The following is a 16,148-nucleotide window of genomic DNA, read 5'->3' on the forward strand; positions in this document are numbered from 1 at the left end:
TGCAGACCTTGCGAGCGCGGCTTTCAGACAAGATCAATTGTATACAATGAGCCGTTGTGCGGATTAGTCTTGGCGCCATTGTCGATTCTTCATCCTGGAGTACAACAATGAAACCCTATGATGTAGTGATCATTGGCGGCGGGCCTGGCGGTTACAACGCAGCGATTCGTGCCGGCCAGCTTGGCTTGAGCGTAGCGTGCATCGAAGGTCGTGCGACCCTGGGTGGCACCTGCCTGAACGTCGGCTGCATGCCGTCCAAGGCGCTGCTGCATGCCTCCGAGTTGTATGAAGCGGCGCTAGGCAGCGAGTTCGCCAACCTTGGCATTGAGGTCAAACCAAACCTCAACCTCGCACAGATGATGAAGCAGAAGGACGAGAGCGTCAGCGGCCTGACCAAAGGCATCGAGTTCCTGTTCCGCAAGAACAAGGTCGACTGGATCAAGGGCTGGGGCAAGCTCGATGGCGTCGGCCGGGTCAAGGTGACTGACGAGCAGGGTGCCATCACCGAGCTACTGGCCAAGGACATCGTCATCGCCACCGGCTCCGAGCCGACACCCCTGCCCGGTGTGAGCATCGACAACCAGCGCATCATCGACTCCACCGGCGCCTTGGCCCTGAGTGAAGTGCCCAAGCACCTGGTGGTCATCGGTGCCGGCGTCATCGGCCTGGAGCTGGGCTCGGTATGGCGTCGACTGGGCAGCCAGGTGACCGTGGTCGAGTACCTCGATCGCATCTGCCCAGGCACTGACGCAGAAGCGGCAAAAACCCTGCAACGCTCGCTTTCCAAGCAAGGCATGAAGTTCAAGCTTGGCAGCAAGGTCACTCAGGCCAATGTGGCGGCGCAAGGGGTGACGCTGACCCTCGAACCTGCCGCTGGCGGCAACAGCGAAACCCTCGAAGCGGACTACGTGCTGGTGGCCATCGGCCGCCGTCCCTACACCCAAGGCCTGGGCCTGGAAAGCGTTGGCCTGGAAACCGACAAGCGCGGCATGCTCGCCAACCAGCACCATCGCACCAGCGTGCCCGGAATCTGGGCGATCGGCGACGTCACCTCTGGCGCGATGTTGGCGCACAAGGCCGAAGATGAAGCCATCTCCTGCATCGAGCAGATCGCCGGCAAGGCCCACGAGGTCAATTACAACCTGATCCCGGCCGTCATCTACACCCGCCCGGAACTGGCCAGCGTCGGCAAGACCGAAGAGCAGCTCAAGGCCGAAGGCCGTGAGTACAAGGTCGGCAAGTTTCCCTTCAGCGCCAACAGCCGGGCCAAGATCAACCATGAGACCGAAGGCTTTGCCAAGGTCCTGGCTGACGCCCGCACCGATGAAGTACTGGGTGTGCATCTGGTTGGCCCAAGCGTCAGCGAGATGATCGGCGAGTACTGTGTGGCCATGGAGTTCAGCGCCTCGGCCGAAGACATCGCCCTCACCTGCCACCCCCATCCGACCCGCTCCGAAGCCCTGCGTCAGGCCGCGATGGACGTTGACGGCAAAGCCATGCAGGCCTGATCAGTCCACCTGCATCCCTGCCCTGCCAGCCTGCGGAGCCCGTCGCCGCAGGTTGAGCAGCAGGTGCGCGAACAGGCCGAAGATCAACCCCCAGAACGCCGCCGACAAACCGAGAAAGGACATCCCCGAAGCCGTCACCAGAAAGGTGATGAGGGCAGCTTCGCGGTCACTGGGTACGCTCATCGCCCCGGTCAGCGCACCTGCAATTGCTCCGAACAACGCCAGTCCGGCCAGCGCCGCAATCAACGCCGCGGGGAAGGCGGTGAACAGCGACACCAGGGTCGCACCGAACAGCCCCAGCAACAGATAAAAAACACCGCCACACACCCCAGCCCAATAGCGACGCCCTGGATCGTCATGGGATTCACGGCCGGTGCAGATCGCCGCCGTGATCGCCGCCAGGTTCAGGCCATGGCAACCAAACGGCGCCAGTAAAAGGCTGACCAGCGCATTGCTGCTGATGATCGGGCTGGCTGGGGTGCGGTAACCGTCATTGCGCAGCACGGCGATGCCCGGCACGAACTGCCCGGTCAGGGCCACCATCACCAGGGGCAGGCTGATACTTAACAGTGCATGCCAACTGAAGGCCGGCGTCGTCCATACCGGAGTGGCCAAACCAATCACCAGCGCCGAGTGATCCAGCTCGCCACTCAGCACCGCGACACTCACGCCACACACCAATACCGCCAGCACCGCATAGCGCGCAGCCAGGCGCTTGAACAGCAAGTAGGTGACGAACATCACCATGACCAGGGCCGGCTGCGACTTCAGCGAAACGAACAACCCCGTGCCGAAACTGAACAGGATGCCCGCCAGCATGGCCGCCGAGATAGCCGACGGCAGCTTGCCGACGATACGGTCAAAGGCGCCAGACAGCCCCACCAACAGGATCACCAGGTTGGCGACCAGGTAGGCACCCACCGCTTCGGCATAGGCAACTCCCGGCAGCAGCGCCACCAGCAGTGCCGAGCCCGGCGCCGACCAGGCAATCACCAGCGGCACTCGGTAACGCAGGCTGAGGATCACCCCAAGCAAGCCGCTGCCGATGGAAATCGCCCAGACCCACGAAGACAGTTCGGCCGCCGACAGCTGGGCGCTGTGGGCGGCCTGGAAGATGATCACCAAGGGGCCGGCGTAGGAAATCAGGGTAGCGATGAAACCGGCGACTAGGGCGGAGAGGGAGACGTCCTGGAGTCTTGTTTTCATGAATCTATCCAGTTGTAGGCCTCTGTAAAGCATCGCTGGCAAGCCAGCTCCCACAGGGTGTTTGCACCGAACCTTGTGGGAGCTGGCTTGCCAGCGATGGATTCAACCCAGACTCAAGCGTCCTGCAACGCCCGCGGCCGCAGGCTGCGCTGCTCATTGGCAGGCTTGGGCGCACTCAACAGCTGGAAGTCAAAATCCATCTCGGCAAAACGCCCTGCTACCCCGCGGGCATCGGCCGCCGCTGCATCCTCGACAAAGCGCAGCTCGCCAATCAGCCCGTCACGGGTGGCGTAGGCAAAGTCGTCCCACAGGTACTCATCACCGGCCAGGTTGATCTGGGTGGTCAGGTGCCGGTAGCCAGGCGCCGAGATGAAGAAGTGGATATGCGCCGGGCGATTGCCGTGACGACCGAGCTGGGTAAGCAACTCCTGGGTGGGTCCGTCCGCAGGGCAGCCGTAGCCAGAAGGCACGATGCTGCGCGCACGGTAGCGGCCCTCGGCATCGGTGACGATGCGGCGGCGCAGGTTGAACGCGGACTGGGTGCTGTCGAAGTACGAGTAGGTGCCCTGGGTGTTGGCGTGCCACAGGTCGACCACCGCACCCGCCACCGGTTGACCGTGCTCATCCAGTACACGGCCCTGCAAGAACATCACCGTGCCCGGATCAAGGCCATCGTCCATGCGCACTTCACCTTCGGCCAGCGGTGCGCCGGCCACGTACAGGGGGCCTTCGATGGTGCGTGGCGTGCCGCCGCTGATTCCGGCTTCGGCATCCTGGGCGTCCAGTTGCAGGTCCAGGTAATGCTCGACACCGAGCCCGGCAACCAGCAGGCCGGCTTCCTGGCGCGAGCCCAGGCGATTGAGGTAGTCGACCGCCTTCCAGAACTCGTCGGGGGTTACGTGCAGGTCTTCGATGAGGCGTGCCACATCGTTGACGATGCGCTGGGTCAGTTGTTTCAGACGCGGGCTGCCTTGGTCATTGTGCAGGCCACTGACTTCTTCGAAGAATTTCTGGATATCGGCAGTGTGAGCAATTTTCACGGTCATGTCGGGTTACCTCGAATTGTTGTTATCGGCGCTCGGTGTTCAGCGGTCGTCGCTGTGGATCGATGAGGGGTGGCGGCACAGGCCGTTGACTTCGATGTCCATGTAGGGGAACAACGGCAGTTGCATCAGGGTGTCGTGCAGCGCTTCGATGCTGGGCAGGTCGAACACGCTGTAGTTGGCGTAATGCCCGGCGATGCGCCACAGGTGGCGCCAGCTGCCTTCGCGCTGCAGGCGCTGGGCCAGTTCCTTCTCGTCGGCCTTAAGCTGCGTGGCTTTGGCCGGGTCCATGTCCAGAGGCAATTTCACGGTCATTTTCACGTGGAACAACATGGCGTCTCTCCTTGCTTACTTGCGGCTGAAGAACGCCAGGCGCTCTTCGTCCAGGGTCAGGCCAAGGCCGGGGGTGCGGGATACCTGCAGGGCAAAGTCGCGATACACCGGGGCCTCGACGACGATTTCCTCGGTCAGCAGCAGCGGGCCGAACAGCTCGGTGTGCCAGGTCAATTGCTTGAGGGTGACAAAGGCATGAGCAGCCGCCAGGGTGCCGATCGAGCCTTCGAGCATGGTCCCGCCGTACAGGGCGATGCCGGCGGCTTCGGCGATGTGCGCAGTACGCAGCACGGCGCGTGGACCACCGTTCTTGGCGATCTTCAGGGCAAAGATGCTGGCAGCACCATCAGCTGCGAGGCTGAAGGCATCCTCGACGCTTTCGATCGATTCATCGGCCATGATCGGTGCCGGGCTGCGCTGGTTCAGGCGCACTTGCCCGGCCCGGTTGATGCGCGAGATCGGTTGTTCGATCAGGTCGATACCGTTGTCGCCCAGCACCTGGCAGGCACGGATCGCCTGGGATTCGTCCCAGTACTGGTTGACGTCGACGCGCACGCTGGCGCGCTCGCCCAAGGCACGTTTGATCGCAATGACATGGCGCAAATCATGGGCCACCTCATTGGCACCGATCTTCAGTTTGAAGATCCGGTGACGGCGCAGGTCGAGCATCTGCTCGGCTTCGGCGATATCGCCTTGGGTGTCACCGCTGGCCAGGGTCCAGGCCACTTCCAGGCTGTCACGCAAACGCCCACCGAGCAGCTCGCTGACTGCCAGGCCCTGGCGCTTGCCTTGAGCATCGAGCAAGGCGCTTTCAATACCCGAGCGGGCGAAGGTGTTGCCCTTGATCACCTTGTCCAGGCGCTGCATGGCGGCGTTGATATTGCTGGCCTCCAGGCCGGTCAGCAGCGGTGCAAAGTAGCTGTCGATGTTCTGCTTGATGCTCTCCGGGCTTTCGTTGCCGTAGGCCAGGCCACCAATGGTGGTGGCTTCACCGAGGCCTTCAATGCCGTCGCTGCACTGCAGACGGATGATCACCAGGGTTTGCTTTTGCATGGTGTGCATCGCCAGCTTGTGCGGGCGAATGGTCGGCAAGTCGACGATCAAGGTGGAGATGCGCTCAATCAGGGGCTGACTCATCATGATTCTCCTGGGGCGCTCAACCGAGGTCGCCGCCACCGACCGGCAATACCGTGCCGGTGATGTATGAGGCTTCGTCGCTGGCGAGGAAGAGGATTGCGCCAACCTGCTCATTGAGGTTGCCGTAGCGTTTCATCAGGCTGCTATCGAGGGTCTGGTCGACGATCTGCTGGTACCAGGCCTTCTCATCGGTGCTCTGCTCAGCGCTGTTGCGTGGTACTCGCCGTGGCGGTGCTTCAGTGCCACCGGGTGCCGTGGCGTTGACCCGTACCCCACGCCCGGCGGTTTCGAAAGCCAGGCAGGCGGTCAATGCATTCACGCCGCCCTTGGCCGCGCCATAAGGCACGCGGTTGATGCTGCGGGTCGCAATCGAGGAGACGTTGACGATCGCCCCGCTGCCCTGTTCAAGCATGTACGGCAGCGCCGCATGGCAGCACCACAGGGTGGGGAACAGCGAGCGGCGCACTTCCGCTTCGATCTGCGCTGCTTCGTAATGCTCGAACGGCTTGGCCCAAATGGTGCCGCCGACGTTATTGACCAGCACATCGAGGCGGCCAAAGTGCTCCACGGCGGCGGCCATCACCCGGCTGCAGTGTTGGTGTTGCTCAAGGTCGGCGGTCAGGCTCAGCACGCCCTCGCCTTGCAGCTCATGCACCAGCTCCGAGCGATCCACGGCCACCAGCGTCGCGCCTTCTTCAAGCAGGCGCTCGCACAAACGGCGGCCGATCCCCTGCGCCGCGCCGGTAACCAGCACGACCTTGTTGGTGAATCTGTTCATGACAACCTCGAATAAAAAAGGGGCCGACCGTACCCGCACGATGCGCCCGGCCCCATAAAACGGGTTCAGGCAGCGGCGGCGGCGAATTTTTCGTAGTAGAAGTTCGCCGGGGTGATGCCCTGTTCGCGGATGTACTGGCTGACCGCCTCGACCATCGGCGGCGGACCACACAGGTAGACGTCGACATCGCCTTGGTTGAGGTGACGTGGCTCGATGTGCTGGGTGACGTAGCCCTTGAGTGGATACTGGCTCTCAGGGTTGGCCACGCAGGCGCTGAAACTGAAGTTGGCAATGCGCGCGGCGAAAGCCTGCAAGCGGTCCAGCTCGACCAGGTCGAAATCGTTGGTGACGCCGTAGATCAGGTGCAGCGGATGCTCGCTGCCCTCTTCGGCGATCTTCTCCAGCATTGCGGTAAACGGCGCCAACCCGGTACCACCGGCCAGCAGCAGCAACGGCCGACGGATATCGCGCAAGTAGAAGCTGCCCAGGGGACCGGCCAGGGTCATGCTGTCACCGGCCTTGGCCAGACCGGTCAGAAAGCTGCTCATCAAGCCGCCCGGCACGTTGCGGATCAGGAAGCTGACCTCCCCGTCCTTTTGCAACGAGCTGAAGGAATAGGCGCGGGTCTGTGCGCTTCCCGGTACACCGAGGTTGACGTACTGCCCGGGCAGGAACACCAGGCGGCTCAGGGCCTCACCCTTGATCGACAAGGCAATGGTGCTGTCCGACAGCTGGCGCACGGCGCTGATGCTGGCTTCAAAACTGGCCTGCTCGGTCTTGCACAGTTGTGACGATGCCGGCACGCGCACCACGCAGTCGCTCTCGGCGCGCATCTGGCAGGTCAGTACATAACCCTGGGCGGCTTCATCTTCACTCAAGGCATCTTCGATGTATTCCTGGCCCAGGTCGTAACGGCCGGCTTCGGCGAAACACTTGCAGGTACCACAGGCGCCGTCGCGGCAGTCCAGAGGGATATTGATGCCCTGGCGGTAGGCGGCATCGGCCACGGTTTCGTCAGCGCTGGCATCAATGAAACGGGTGACCCCGTCTTCGAAATTCAAGGCGATCTTGTGCATGGCACACCTCGCAAAAAGCAGGATTCAGATGTGGTAAACGTCGATGACCTGACGCACGTAGTCGTTCTTCAACACAACCTTCTTGGCCTTGATCAGCGGGCGTTCGCCGCGCACGTCGAGGGTGTAGAAACTGGTGCCGAAATGACTGTCCACGGTCTTGTAGCGAAAGCTCAGGGTGTGCCAGTTGAAGCGCACCTTGCACAGGCCATCGCCCTGCTCCAGCAGCTCGATGTTGCTGATGTTGTGTGAGGTGCGGGTGTCGGGCATGGTCGCGCTGGAGCGTTCGGTCTTGATCCGGAACACGCGGTCTTCCAGGCCGCCACGGTTGCCGTACCAGATCAGCGAGATTTCCCGTTGCGGGTCTTCAGTGAGCTGGTCGTTGTCGTCCCAGGCCGGCATCCAGAAGGTGGCGTCGGCGGCGTAGCACTCCAGCCAGCTATCCCATTGGCTGTCGTCCAGATAGCGCGCTTCCTCGAACAGGAAGTCGCGTACTTGCTCGAAGGAAATGCTCATTGCACGGCCTCCACAGGGATCAACTGCTGGTCGGCGGCGAGCGCCTTGAGCATGGTGTCCTGCCAGTACTTGTGTTGCAGCACGAACAGGCCTTCGTCTTCGGTACGCACACCGCTCAATTGCGGATGAAGGTCGATTTCCTGCGCGGCGGCATCGGCGCCTTCGACCCAGTGGGTAGCGCCACGGGACATGTCGTTCCAGCCGCGCCCGCCTTGGTAGCCCATTTGGCAGGAGCGGAACTCTTCCAGATCATCCGGAGTGGCCATGCCGCTGACGTTAAAGAAGTCTTCGTACTGGCGAATACGCTGGGCCCGCGCTTCGGCGCTTTCACCCTTGGGGGCAATGCAGTAGATGGTGATTTCGGTCTTGTCCACGGCGATCGGCCGGGCGATGCGGATCTGCGAGCTGAACTGGTCCATCAGGTACACGTTCGGGTACAGACACAGGTTGCGCGAGTTCTCGATCATCCAGTTGGCGCGGGCCTGACCGAAGTCGGCCGCCAGTTCGTCGCGGCGCTCGAACAGCGGGCGGTCTTCGGGGTTGGCCCAGCGGGTCCAGAGCAGCAGGTGGCCCTTGTCGAAAGAGTAGAAACCACCGCCACTTTTAGCCCAGCCGCCAGCGCTCATGGTTTTCACCTCGCCACCGGCTTCGCGCTGTTTGCGCTGGTTCTGGGTGGCGGCGTAGTTCCAGTGCACGGCGCTGACGTGATAGCCATCGGCGCCGTTCTCAGCGGTCAGCTTCCAGTTGCCTTCGTAGATGTAGGACGAAGAGCCGCGCAACACTTCCAGGCCTTCGGGCGACTGGTCGACAATCATGTCGATGATCTTGGCCGACTCGCCCAGGTGTTCCACCAACGGTACGACGTCAGGGTTGAGGCTGCCGAACAGGAAGCCGCGATAGGACTCGAAACGGGCAACCTTGGTCAGGTCGTGGGAGCCTTCGCAATTGAAACTCGCCGGGTAGCCAGCGTCGACCGGATCCTTGACCTTGAGCAGCTTGCCGGAGTTGTTGAAGGTCCAGCCGTGGAACGGGCAGGTGTAGGAGGAGCGGTTACCGCTCTTGTGCCGACAGAGCATCGCACCGCGGTGGCTGCAGGCATTGAGGAAGGCATTGAGCACCCCCTCCTTGTTGCGCGCGATGAAAATCGGCTGGCGCCCCATGGTGGTGGTGAGGAAGTCGTTCTTTTCGGGAATCTGGCTTTCGTGGGCAAGGTACAGCCAGTTGCCCTCGAAGATGTGTTTCATTTCCAAATCGAACAGACGGGGGTCGGTGAACATCTCGCGCTTGCAGCGAAAGACGCCCTTCTCCTGATCTTCTTCAAGCAGGGAATTAAGGTAATCGAATCCCAGGGACATGGCCGGGGCCTCCGTTGTTATTGTGTTCAGGCCATGTCAGGTTAGGGAGCGAGGGGCACGACAAATATCCGCTTTGTGCAGACCTTTATCCGTTTTCTGCAAAGTGTCAGGGGCGGCGTTTGAGGGTATCGGAGGGCAGTTCGCCGAACAGCGACTTGTAGTGTTCCGAGAAGCGCCCGAGGTGGACGAAGCCATAATCCATGGCCAGCTCGGTGATGTTGCGGACCTTGCAACCGGGGTCGCTGAGGCTTGCGCGGATGCGCTCGAGTTTCTGCTGGCGGATATACAGCTTGGGCGTGGTACGGGCGTTACGCTCGAACAACGCATACAGCGAACGCAGGCTCATGCTCGCCTGCTGCGCCAACTGCTCGCTGCAGATGTCCTGCTTGAGGTTGGCGCTGATGTACTCGGCAATGCGCTCGAAGGATGCCGCCTGGCTGCTCAGCGCTTCACGGCTGACGTTGGTGTGCATCAGGGTCAGCAGCTTGCTGGCGACGATCTGGCTGTAGTGTTCCTGCACCCGCAGCATCGGTTCGCTGCTTTCGGCCTCCTGGCAGACCATCGCCAGCAGCCCGGCAAAACCCTCCAGCGCCAGCAACTGATAGTGGTGCTCGACAAAGCGCACCCCCTCCCCCGGGCGTTGCCAGCGCTGTTCATCACACACCGATTCGAGCAGGCGGGTGGGCAGTTTGAGGATGAATTTTTCGCAATCGGCGGAATAGGCCAGGTCGACTGGCTCGTCCGGATTGATCAGCAGCAGCCCACCTGGACTGAGCAGGCGCTCTTCACGGCCACGGCGCCAGAGGCAATGGCCGCGTAACAGGATTTGCAGGTGGAATACGTTTTCCAGCGCCGGGGACATGACCCGCACATCGGCGCCATAGCTGATGCGGCACAGGTCGAGGCTGGCGAACTTGCGATGGTTGAGGTACGCCTCGGGATGCCCATAGCGGGGCAGGCGGATGCAATGAGGGCCGACATGCTGGTTGACATAGGTCGACACTGCATGAGGGTCTGCATGCTCGAACACCCGGCTGCGTTCGCTGAGCAGGGGACTGTCCATACCAGGGAACTCGTTGTAGTTATGCGGCCAGTCTAAGCGATAGCACTGGCCGGCGGCCAACCATGGGATGGACGGTGTGTTTGCAAAAGCATCACGGGGCGAGCCCGCTACAACAGGGTCCAGGTGTAACTGAGGATCACCCGGTTCTCATCGATGTCCGAGCGGTAGTTGGAGCGCGCCATGGCGTTGCGCAGGCGTATCCCCAAGCCCTTGAACACGCCACTTTGCACGGCATAGCCCAGATCGAAATCACGCTCGTGTTCCTTGCCCTCAAAGCCCCGTCCGGTATCGACGTTGTCGCCTTTGAGGTAGCGCACGGTCGCAGTCAGCCCGGGTATGCCCATGGCGACGAAGTCATAGTCATAACGCACCTGCCAGGATCGCTCGTCGGTATAGGCGAACTCGTAGGTCGGCACTTCGTTGCCCAGCGGCGAGATGTTCGGGAACACCCGTGGGAAAGCGTTTTCACCATAGATCGCCTGGTAACCGACGCTGAAGGTGTGGCCGCCATGCTTGGCCGACAGCAGCGAATAGAACGCCTGGTTGTCGATATCGCCAATGCGCGCCTCGCCCTGTTCGTTGGCCGTGAAGTAGCCAAGGTTGGCGCCCAGGGTCCAGTCGCCCATGGGCTGGCTGTGTTTGAGGCCGACAAAGCCCTGTTGATAGATATCTTCCAGACGTCCGTACCAGAGGCTGGCGGTGGTGCGATTGGCATTGAAACTGTAGTCGCCACCGGCATAGTTGAAGGCATCACTGTCGGACTGGCGCTGGGGCAGGTGGCCGAGCATAGCGATCATTTTTTCGTCACCGGCTTCGTTGCGCAGGCTGGTTGAGCTCAGGTGACCGGCCTGCAGGGTAAAGCCGCTGATCTCGGCAGAGGTCAGGCTGACGCCCTGGTAGGTAGGCGGCAGCAGGCGCGAGTCGTTGTATTGCAGGATCGGCAGATTGGTCTGCAACTCACCGACTTTCAGCTCGGTCTTTGAGTAGCGCATTTTCAACGTGGCGCCGACCCGGCTGTAGTCATCGGCGGCGCGACCATCGTCCTGCACCGGCAGCAAGCCGGTGCCGGTTCGGTCCGGGCTACTGTCGAGCTTGAGGCCGAGCAGGCCAATGGCATCGACGCCAAAGCCAAGGGTGCCGGGGGTATAACCGGACTTGAAGTTGAAGATGAAACCCTGGCCCCATTCCTCGGCCTTGGACTGCTGATTGGCCCCAACGATGCCGGAAAAGTCGCGGCTGAAGTAATAGTTGCGCGCTTGCAGGGTAGCGCTGGCGTCCTTGATGAAGCCAGACTCGGCGGCGCTGGCGCCGAAACTCAGGGCGCAGAGGGACAGCAACCCGTAGCGTGGGAAGTTGTTCATGGTTGTGGTGCTCTTTTTATTGTTGTTCTGGTGAGAATTGCGGTGCGGCGACCCGACTTGCCCCGCGATGGCCACGACTGGCAAACACCATCATCGCCACCGCCGCCACCGCTCCAGGCACGGCAAAGGCCATGAAATTCAGCGCCAGCGGCAGCTGAATCCCCAGCAACATCCCTCCCAGAATCGGCCCGACAATCGCCCCGCTACGACCGATACCAGAGGCCCAGCCCAAACCTGTCGAACGAATCCCCATGGGGTAATACTGGGCCACGCAGGCATAGGCCAGAATCTGTGTACCGATGGTGGTCGCGCCGGCAATCCCGATCAGCAGGTACAACACCGGCGTCGGGCTCTTGAAGCCAAGCAGGCTGATCGACAACGCCGCCACGGCGAAGAACACCACTAGCACCCGCTCAAGTTTGAAGCGGTCACCAATCCAGCCGCCGCCCACCGCGCCAAAGATCGCGCCGAAGTTCAGCACCAGCAAAAACGCCAGGCTCGAACCCAGGCCGTAACCGGCGTTGCTCATCAGTTTGGGCAACCAGGAATTAAGCGCGTAGACCATCAACAGGCAGCAGAAAAAGGCGACCCAGAGCATCAACGTGCTCAGCGCCCGGCCTTCGTGAAACAGCTGCGGCACCGAACCACCGGCGTGGGTGCCGGTCACCACCTCCAGGCGGTCTCCCGCTTGTGCCTGGTAGCTCGGCTCGACCCGCTGCAGCAACTGGCTGGCCTGCTCGGTACGGCCCTGGCGTACCAGAAAACCCAGGGACTCGGGCAAATAGCGCAGGATCAATGGCAGCAACAGCAAGGGAATGACCGCCACATAGAACACCGACTGCCAACCGAAAGCCGGCAGCAGGACGATCCCAAGCCCAGCCGAGAGCATGCCGCCCACCGAGTAGCCACTGAACATGATCGCCACCAGGGTGCTGCGCATGCGCTTGGGCGCATATTCATTCATCAACGCCACCACGTTGGGCATCACCCCGCCGATGCCAAGGCCTGCCAGAAAGCGACAAATGCCAAACTCGGTGGGGTTGCGGGCAAAGCCGTTGATCACGGTGAAGCCACTGAAAAGAATCACGCAAATGGTGATGGCTTTCTTGCGCCCAATCCGGTCCGACAACGGGCCGAACACCAGGGCACCGAACATCATGCCAAACAATGCATAGCTGCCCAGTGCACCGGCTTGCAGCGGGGTCATGCCCCACTCCTGCATCAAGGCCGGCAGCACCACGCCGTAAATGACCAGATCGTAGCCGTCGAAGATGATGATCAGCGCGCACCAGAACAGCACACGCCAGTGAAAGGAATTGAACTTCGCCTGATCGATCAGGCTATTGATATCGATCGCTCGCATGAGGCGTGTCTCTTTTGTTGTTGTTATCGAAACCCGAATGGCGATACCTGTCGGGCGCAGGGCCAGGCAGTGTTCGCAGGATCAGGTTAGGAGCAGCGGCGAGGCGCCAATAGCCGTTTCCTGCGAATCGCTATCCGGATTGCGCAGGGGCTGACGAGCGTTCAGCGATGACGTTTGAAGGTGACCGAAGGCAGCTCGCCGAAGCGCTGGCGATAGCTTTCGGCGAAGCGGCCCAGGTGCAGGAAGCCGTAATCCAGGGCGATTTCGGTGACATTGCGCACCGGGCTGGACGGGTCCTGCAGGGCCGCGTGTATACGTGCAAGCTTGCGCTGGCGCACGTAGCCCTTGGGCGACAGGCCAGCATGACGCTCGAACAGCGAGTACAACGAACGCTCGCTGACCCGCGCCACCGTCATCAACTGGCTGACACCGATGTCCTGATGCAGGTTGGCATCGATGTAGGCGGCCAGTTGTTCAAACGAGTGGGCCTGCAGCCCCGGCTCACATCGATCGATGTTGTTACCCAGCAGGCTGAGCAATTTGCTGGCGACAATCTGCTCGTAATGCTTTTGCACTTGAGGCAACGACTGGGTGTTTTCGGCTTCTTCGCACACCAGCCTCAGCAAGCCGATAAACCCCTCCAGTGCACCCGTGGCATGCCGCGCACTGGCAAAACGGATACCGCCTTCGGGCAGTTGCCAGCGCTGTTCCAGGCAGGCCTGCTCGAGCTGGCTGGCCGGCAGTTTGAGGATAAATTTCTCGCAGTCGGCCGAATAGGTGAGGTCCACCGGATCATCCGGATTGATCAGTAGCAACTCGCCCGGTACGTAGTGATGTTCATCGCCGCGACAGCTTGAATGGCAGTGGCCTTTGAGCAGGATCTGCAGGTGATACAGGCTGCCCAGCGCCGGAGAAGTAATCCGCGCCCTGCCACCATAGCTCAAGCGGCAGAGGTCGAGGCTGGCGAACTTGCGATGGTTGATGCTCGCCTGCAGGTCACCGCTGCGTGGCAGGCGCAGGCTATGGCCGCCGACATGCTGGTTGACGTAGTCGGACACCGCATAAGGGTCGGCACGCTGGAACACACGGCTGCGTTCGCTCAACAGTTGGCTGCTCATGGGCCGGCCTCATTGTTATTTTGGTTCGACGATATCCACAGGGTCTGCTTATCCACACCCTCAGCAGCTTGCGCCAGCGCCAGCAGGCAGTCCAATATCCGTTGGGTAGGCAACCATACCCTGGAGGTATCATGGAACTGCGTCATCTGCGCTACTTCCGGGTGCTCGCGCAAACCCTCAATTTCACCCGCGCCGCCGAACAGCTGCACATCGCCCAGCCGCCCTTGAGCCGGCAGATCCGTCAGCTGGAAGACCTCCTCGGAGTGCAATTGCTCGAACGCGGCCGGCCCTTGCGCCTGACCGAGGCCGGGCGGTTTTTCCATGAGCAGAGCGCCGCCCTGCTCGATCAGCTTGAACAGATTGCCGACGGCACCCGACGCATCGCCAACAGCGAACGGCAGTGGCTGCGCATCGGCTTTGCGCCGTCGACGCTCTATGACTTGCTCCCCGAATTGATCCGCCAGTTGCGGCGCAACGAGGAACTGGAGCTGGGCCTGCAGGAAATGATTACTCTGCAGCAGGTCGAAGCGCTCAAAGCCGGGCGCATCGATATCGGCTTTGGCCGTATCCACATCCAGGATCCGGCCATCGAGCAGGTGCTGCTGCGCGAGGAAGCATTGGTGGTTGCCCTGCCCTGCGGCCACCCGCTGCTCGGTCAGCCCCTGGATCTCAAACGCCTGGCCGACGAGCCGTTTGTGCTCTACCCGGCCAACCCACGACCGAGCTACGCCGATCACATCTCGGCTCTGTTCACAGCCCAAGGTGTCAACATCAAAGTTGTGCAGTGGACCAACGAACTGCAGACCGCATTGGGCTTGGTCGCCGCTGGTCTGGGGATAACGTTGGTGCCAGCGTCCGTGCAAAACCAGCACCGCGCCGACATTGTTTTTGCACCGTTGCCTGAAAAGACCGCGGTGTCACCGATCATTCTCAGCCGCCGGGCTGGGGATAACTCGCCACAGGTCAGGCAGTGTCTGAATTTGGTAGAACTGATGAAAGCCGGCCCCCAGGGCTGAAGGCCGGCTTATCCACAATCAGGCCAGGGCGGCCTGGTTGTTTTCCACAGCCAGCAAGTCAAAACGCTGGGCCAGGAACGGGGTGATGTCCAGCGGCAGAGTTTCCTGGTGCAGGACCTTGTCGATCAGCACCCCGGTGATGGCCGAGGTGAGGATGCCAGTACGAAAGTGTCCACAGGCATTCAGGTAACCGCTGACTTCAGAGACCGGTCCCAGAATCGGCAACTCATCCGGCGAGCCCGGGCGCAAGCCGGCCCAAGTGCGCTTGAGGTTGATCTGCGCAAGCTCAGGCACGCAGCGAACCGCGCCCTGAACCAGGCCGTTGATTTCCGGGAAGGTGTTGCTGACGTCGAAGCCTTTGTCTTCGGTGGTGCTGCCGATGAGAATTTCGCCGTTGTCCTTCTGCGCCATGTAGCAGTCACTGGTGGTCAGGCAGCCTTGCAGCAGCTTGGGCATGCGTTCGGTGAGGATGATCTGGCCTTTGACCGGCGTGACCGGTATTCGCAGGCCGGTGGCCCATTCGCTCAAATCCGCAGCCCAGGCACCGGCGGCGTTGATCAGAGTGTCGCAGTGGAAAGTGCCCTCTTCGGCGGTTTGCACAGCGCTGACCCGCGAGCCCTGGTGCAGCACACCGGTAATATTGGTGTTGTGGAACAGGTCGACGCCGTTCTGCCGCGCCGCTTCCATATACGAATCGGCCAGGCGGAACGGGCTGACCTGGTGATCGCAGAGGAACTCCAGGGCGCCATGGGCCTGATGGCTGACCGCAGGTTCCGCTTGGCGCAGGGCCTCACGGTCAAGCCAGCGAACCTGGTCGGCCAGGTGCGGAATCTGCGCAACGATGTGTTCGGCGTACATCCGGTCTTCATCGTCGTAGATCACATACTTGAGGCCGGTGCGCTCGAACTTGAAGTCCATGCCGTGACGGTCGATCAACTCGCGGTGCAGCTGTGGATAAAGTGCATTGGACTGCAAGGCGAAGTCGAAGAACGACTGCGGCAGGATATGCGGTGTGCTCGAATCCACCGCTACCGCTGCGCCATGGGCCTCGCGCTTGTGCTTGGCCGACATCATGCGAAAGAAGATCACCCCGCAGCCCAGCCCTACCGACTCACCAATCGCCCACAGGCCGCCGGCCGACGCACGGGTGGCGTTGCCCGGGCGTTTGGCATCGATCAGGGCGATCTTCAGGTTCTTGCGCTTGGACAACTGGTAGGCGCACGACGCACCGATCACACCACCGCCGGCGATGACCACATCATAGGTTCTGTTCATGCT

At 61.6% G+C, this 16,148-nt stretch carries 15 protein-coding genes; 2 read left to right on the forward strand and 13 right to left on the reverse strand.

Going from position 1 to position 16,148, the window contains the following annotated elements; translation table 11 throughout:
- Positions 1-107: 107 nt before the first annotated feature.
- Positions 108-1,508, forward strand: a complete 1,401-nt coding sequence (gene lpdA / locus M5G17_RS21240) for a dihydrolipoyl dehydrogenase (RefSeq protein WP_273894851.1) — start codon at positions 108-110, stop codon at positions 1,506-1,508.
- Here the strand turns inward: lpdA and M5G17_RS21245 are convergent, their stop codons facing one another.
- From M5G17_RS21245 to M5G17_RS21300, 12 genes are all read right to left on the reverse strand, one after another.
- Positions 1,509-2,714, reverse strand: a complete 1,206-nt coding sequence (locus M5G17_RS21245; protein WP_273894852.1) for a benzoate/H(+) symporter BenE family transporter — start codon at positions 2,712-2,714, stop codon at positions 1,509-1,511.
- Between the two features lie 113 nt (positions 2,715-2,827).
- On the reverse strand, positions 2,828-3,760 hold the full coding sequence (gene catA / locus M5G17_RS21250) for a catechol 1,2-dioxygenase (RefSeq protein WP_273894853.1): 933 nt from the start codon (positions 3,758-3,760) through the stop codon (positions 2,828-2,830).
- A 39-nt stretch (positions 3,761-3,799) separates the two neighbouring features.
- Positions 3,800-4,090, reverse strand: a complete 291-nt coding sequence (gene catC / locus M5G17_RS21255; RefSeq protein ID WP_273894854.1) for a muconolactone Delta-isomerase — start codon at positions 4,088-4,090, stop codon at positions 3,800-3,802.
- A 15-nt stretch (positions 4,091-4,105) separates the two neighbouring features.
- Positions 4,106-5,227 (reverse strand): muconate cycloisomerase family protein, encoded by a 1,122-nt coding sequence (locus M5G17_RS21260; RefSeq protein ID WP_273894855.1) that lies wholly within the window; start codon positions 5,225-5,227, stop codon positions 4,106-4,108.
- Between the two features lie 19 nt (positions 5,228-5,246).
- Positions 5,247-6,005 carry a 1,6-dihydroxycyclohexa-2,4-diene-1-carboxylate dehydrogenase gene (locus M5G17_RS21265; protein WP_273894856.1) on the reverse strand — a complete coding sequence of 253 codons (759 nt, stop codon included), beginning with the start codon at positions 6,003-6,005 and terminating at the stop codon, positions 5,247-5,249.
- Positions 6,006-6,070: 65 nt separating this feature from the next.
- Positions 6,071-7,081: a benzoate 1,2-dioxygenase electron transfer component BenC gene (benC, locus tag M5G17_RS21270; protein ID WP_273894857.1), complete on the reverse strand. Its 1,011-nt coding sequence runs from the start codon at positions 7,079-7,081 to the stop codon at positions 6,071-6,073.
- 24 nt (positions 7,082-7,105) lie between these two features.
- A complete protein-coding gene (gene benB, locus M5G17_RS21275) occupies positions 7,106-7,594 on the reverse strand; it encodes a benzoate 1,2-dioxygenase small subunit (protein ID WP_273894858.1) in 489 nt (162 codons plus the stop codon).
- Complete coding sequence (gene benA, locus M5G17_RS21280) at positions 7,591-8,949, reverse strand: benzoate 1,2-dioxygenase large subunit (RefSeq protein WP_273894859.1); 1,359 nt, start codon at positions 8,947-8,949, stop codon at positions 7,591-7,593. Before benA ends, benB begins: the two co-directional genes overlap by 4 nt.
- Before the next feature lie 106 nt (positions 8,950-9,055).
- Positions 9,056-10,012, reverse strand: coding sequence for an AraC family transcriptional regulator (locus M5G17_RS21285; RefSeq protein WP_273894860.1), 957 nt, complete (start codon positions 10,010-10,012; stop codon positions 9,056-9,058).
- Between the two features lie 107 nt (positions 10,013-10,119).
- The gene (locus tag M5G17_RS21290) at positions 10,120-11,373 is read right to left on the reverse strand and encodes an OprD family porin (protein WP_273894861.1); all 1,254 of its coding nucleotides are present in this window, start codon (positions 11,371-11,373) and stop codon (positions 10,120-10,122) included.
- Positions 11,374-11,389: 16 nt separating this feature from the next.
- Positions 11,390-12,736, reverse strand: a complete 1,347-nt coding sequence (locus tag M5G17_RS21295) for an MFS transporter (protein WP_273894862.1) — start codon at positions 12,734-12,736, stop codon at positions 11,390-11,392.
- Positions 12,737-12,897: 161 nt separating this feature from the next.
- Positions 12,898-13,854, reverse strand: coding sequence for an AraC family transcriptional regulator (locus M5G17_RS21300; RefSeq protein WP_273894863.1), 957 nt, complete (start codon positions 13,852-13,854; stop codon positions 12,898-12,900).
- A gap of 131 nt (positions 13,855-13,985) precedes the next feature.
- Here M5G17_RS21300 and M5G17_RS21305 point away from each other — a divergent pair, with 131 nt between their 5' ends.
- On the forward strand, positions 13,986-14,870 hold the full coding sequence (locus M5G17_RS21305; protein WP_273894864.1) for a LysR family transcriptional regulator: 885 nt from the start codon (positions 13,986-13,988) through the stop codon (positions 14,868-14,870).
- An 18-nt stretch (positions 14,871-14,888) separates the two neighbouring features.
- Here M5G17_RS21305 and hcnC read toward each other — a convergent pair whose 3' ends face one another.
- On the reverse strand, positions 14,889-16,145 hold the full coding sequence (gene hcnC, locus M5G17_RS21310) for a cyanide-forming glycine dehydrogenase subunit HcnC (RefSeq protein ID WP_273894865.1): 1,257 nt from the start codon (positions 16,143-16,145) through the stop codon (positions 14,889-14,891).
- Positions 16,146-16,148: the final 3 nt, after the last annotated feature.

Source organism: Pseudomonas rubra (assembly GCF_028656935.1).
Lineage (GTDB): Bacteria > Pseudomonadota > Gammaproteobacteria > Pseudomonadales > Pseudomonadaceae > Aquipseudomonas > Aquipseudomonas rubra.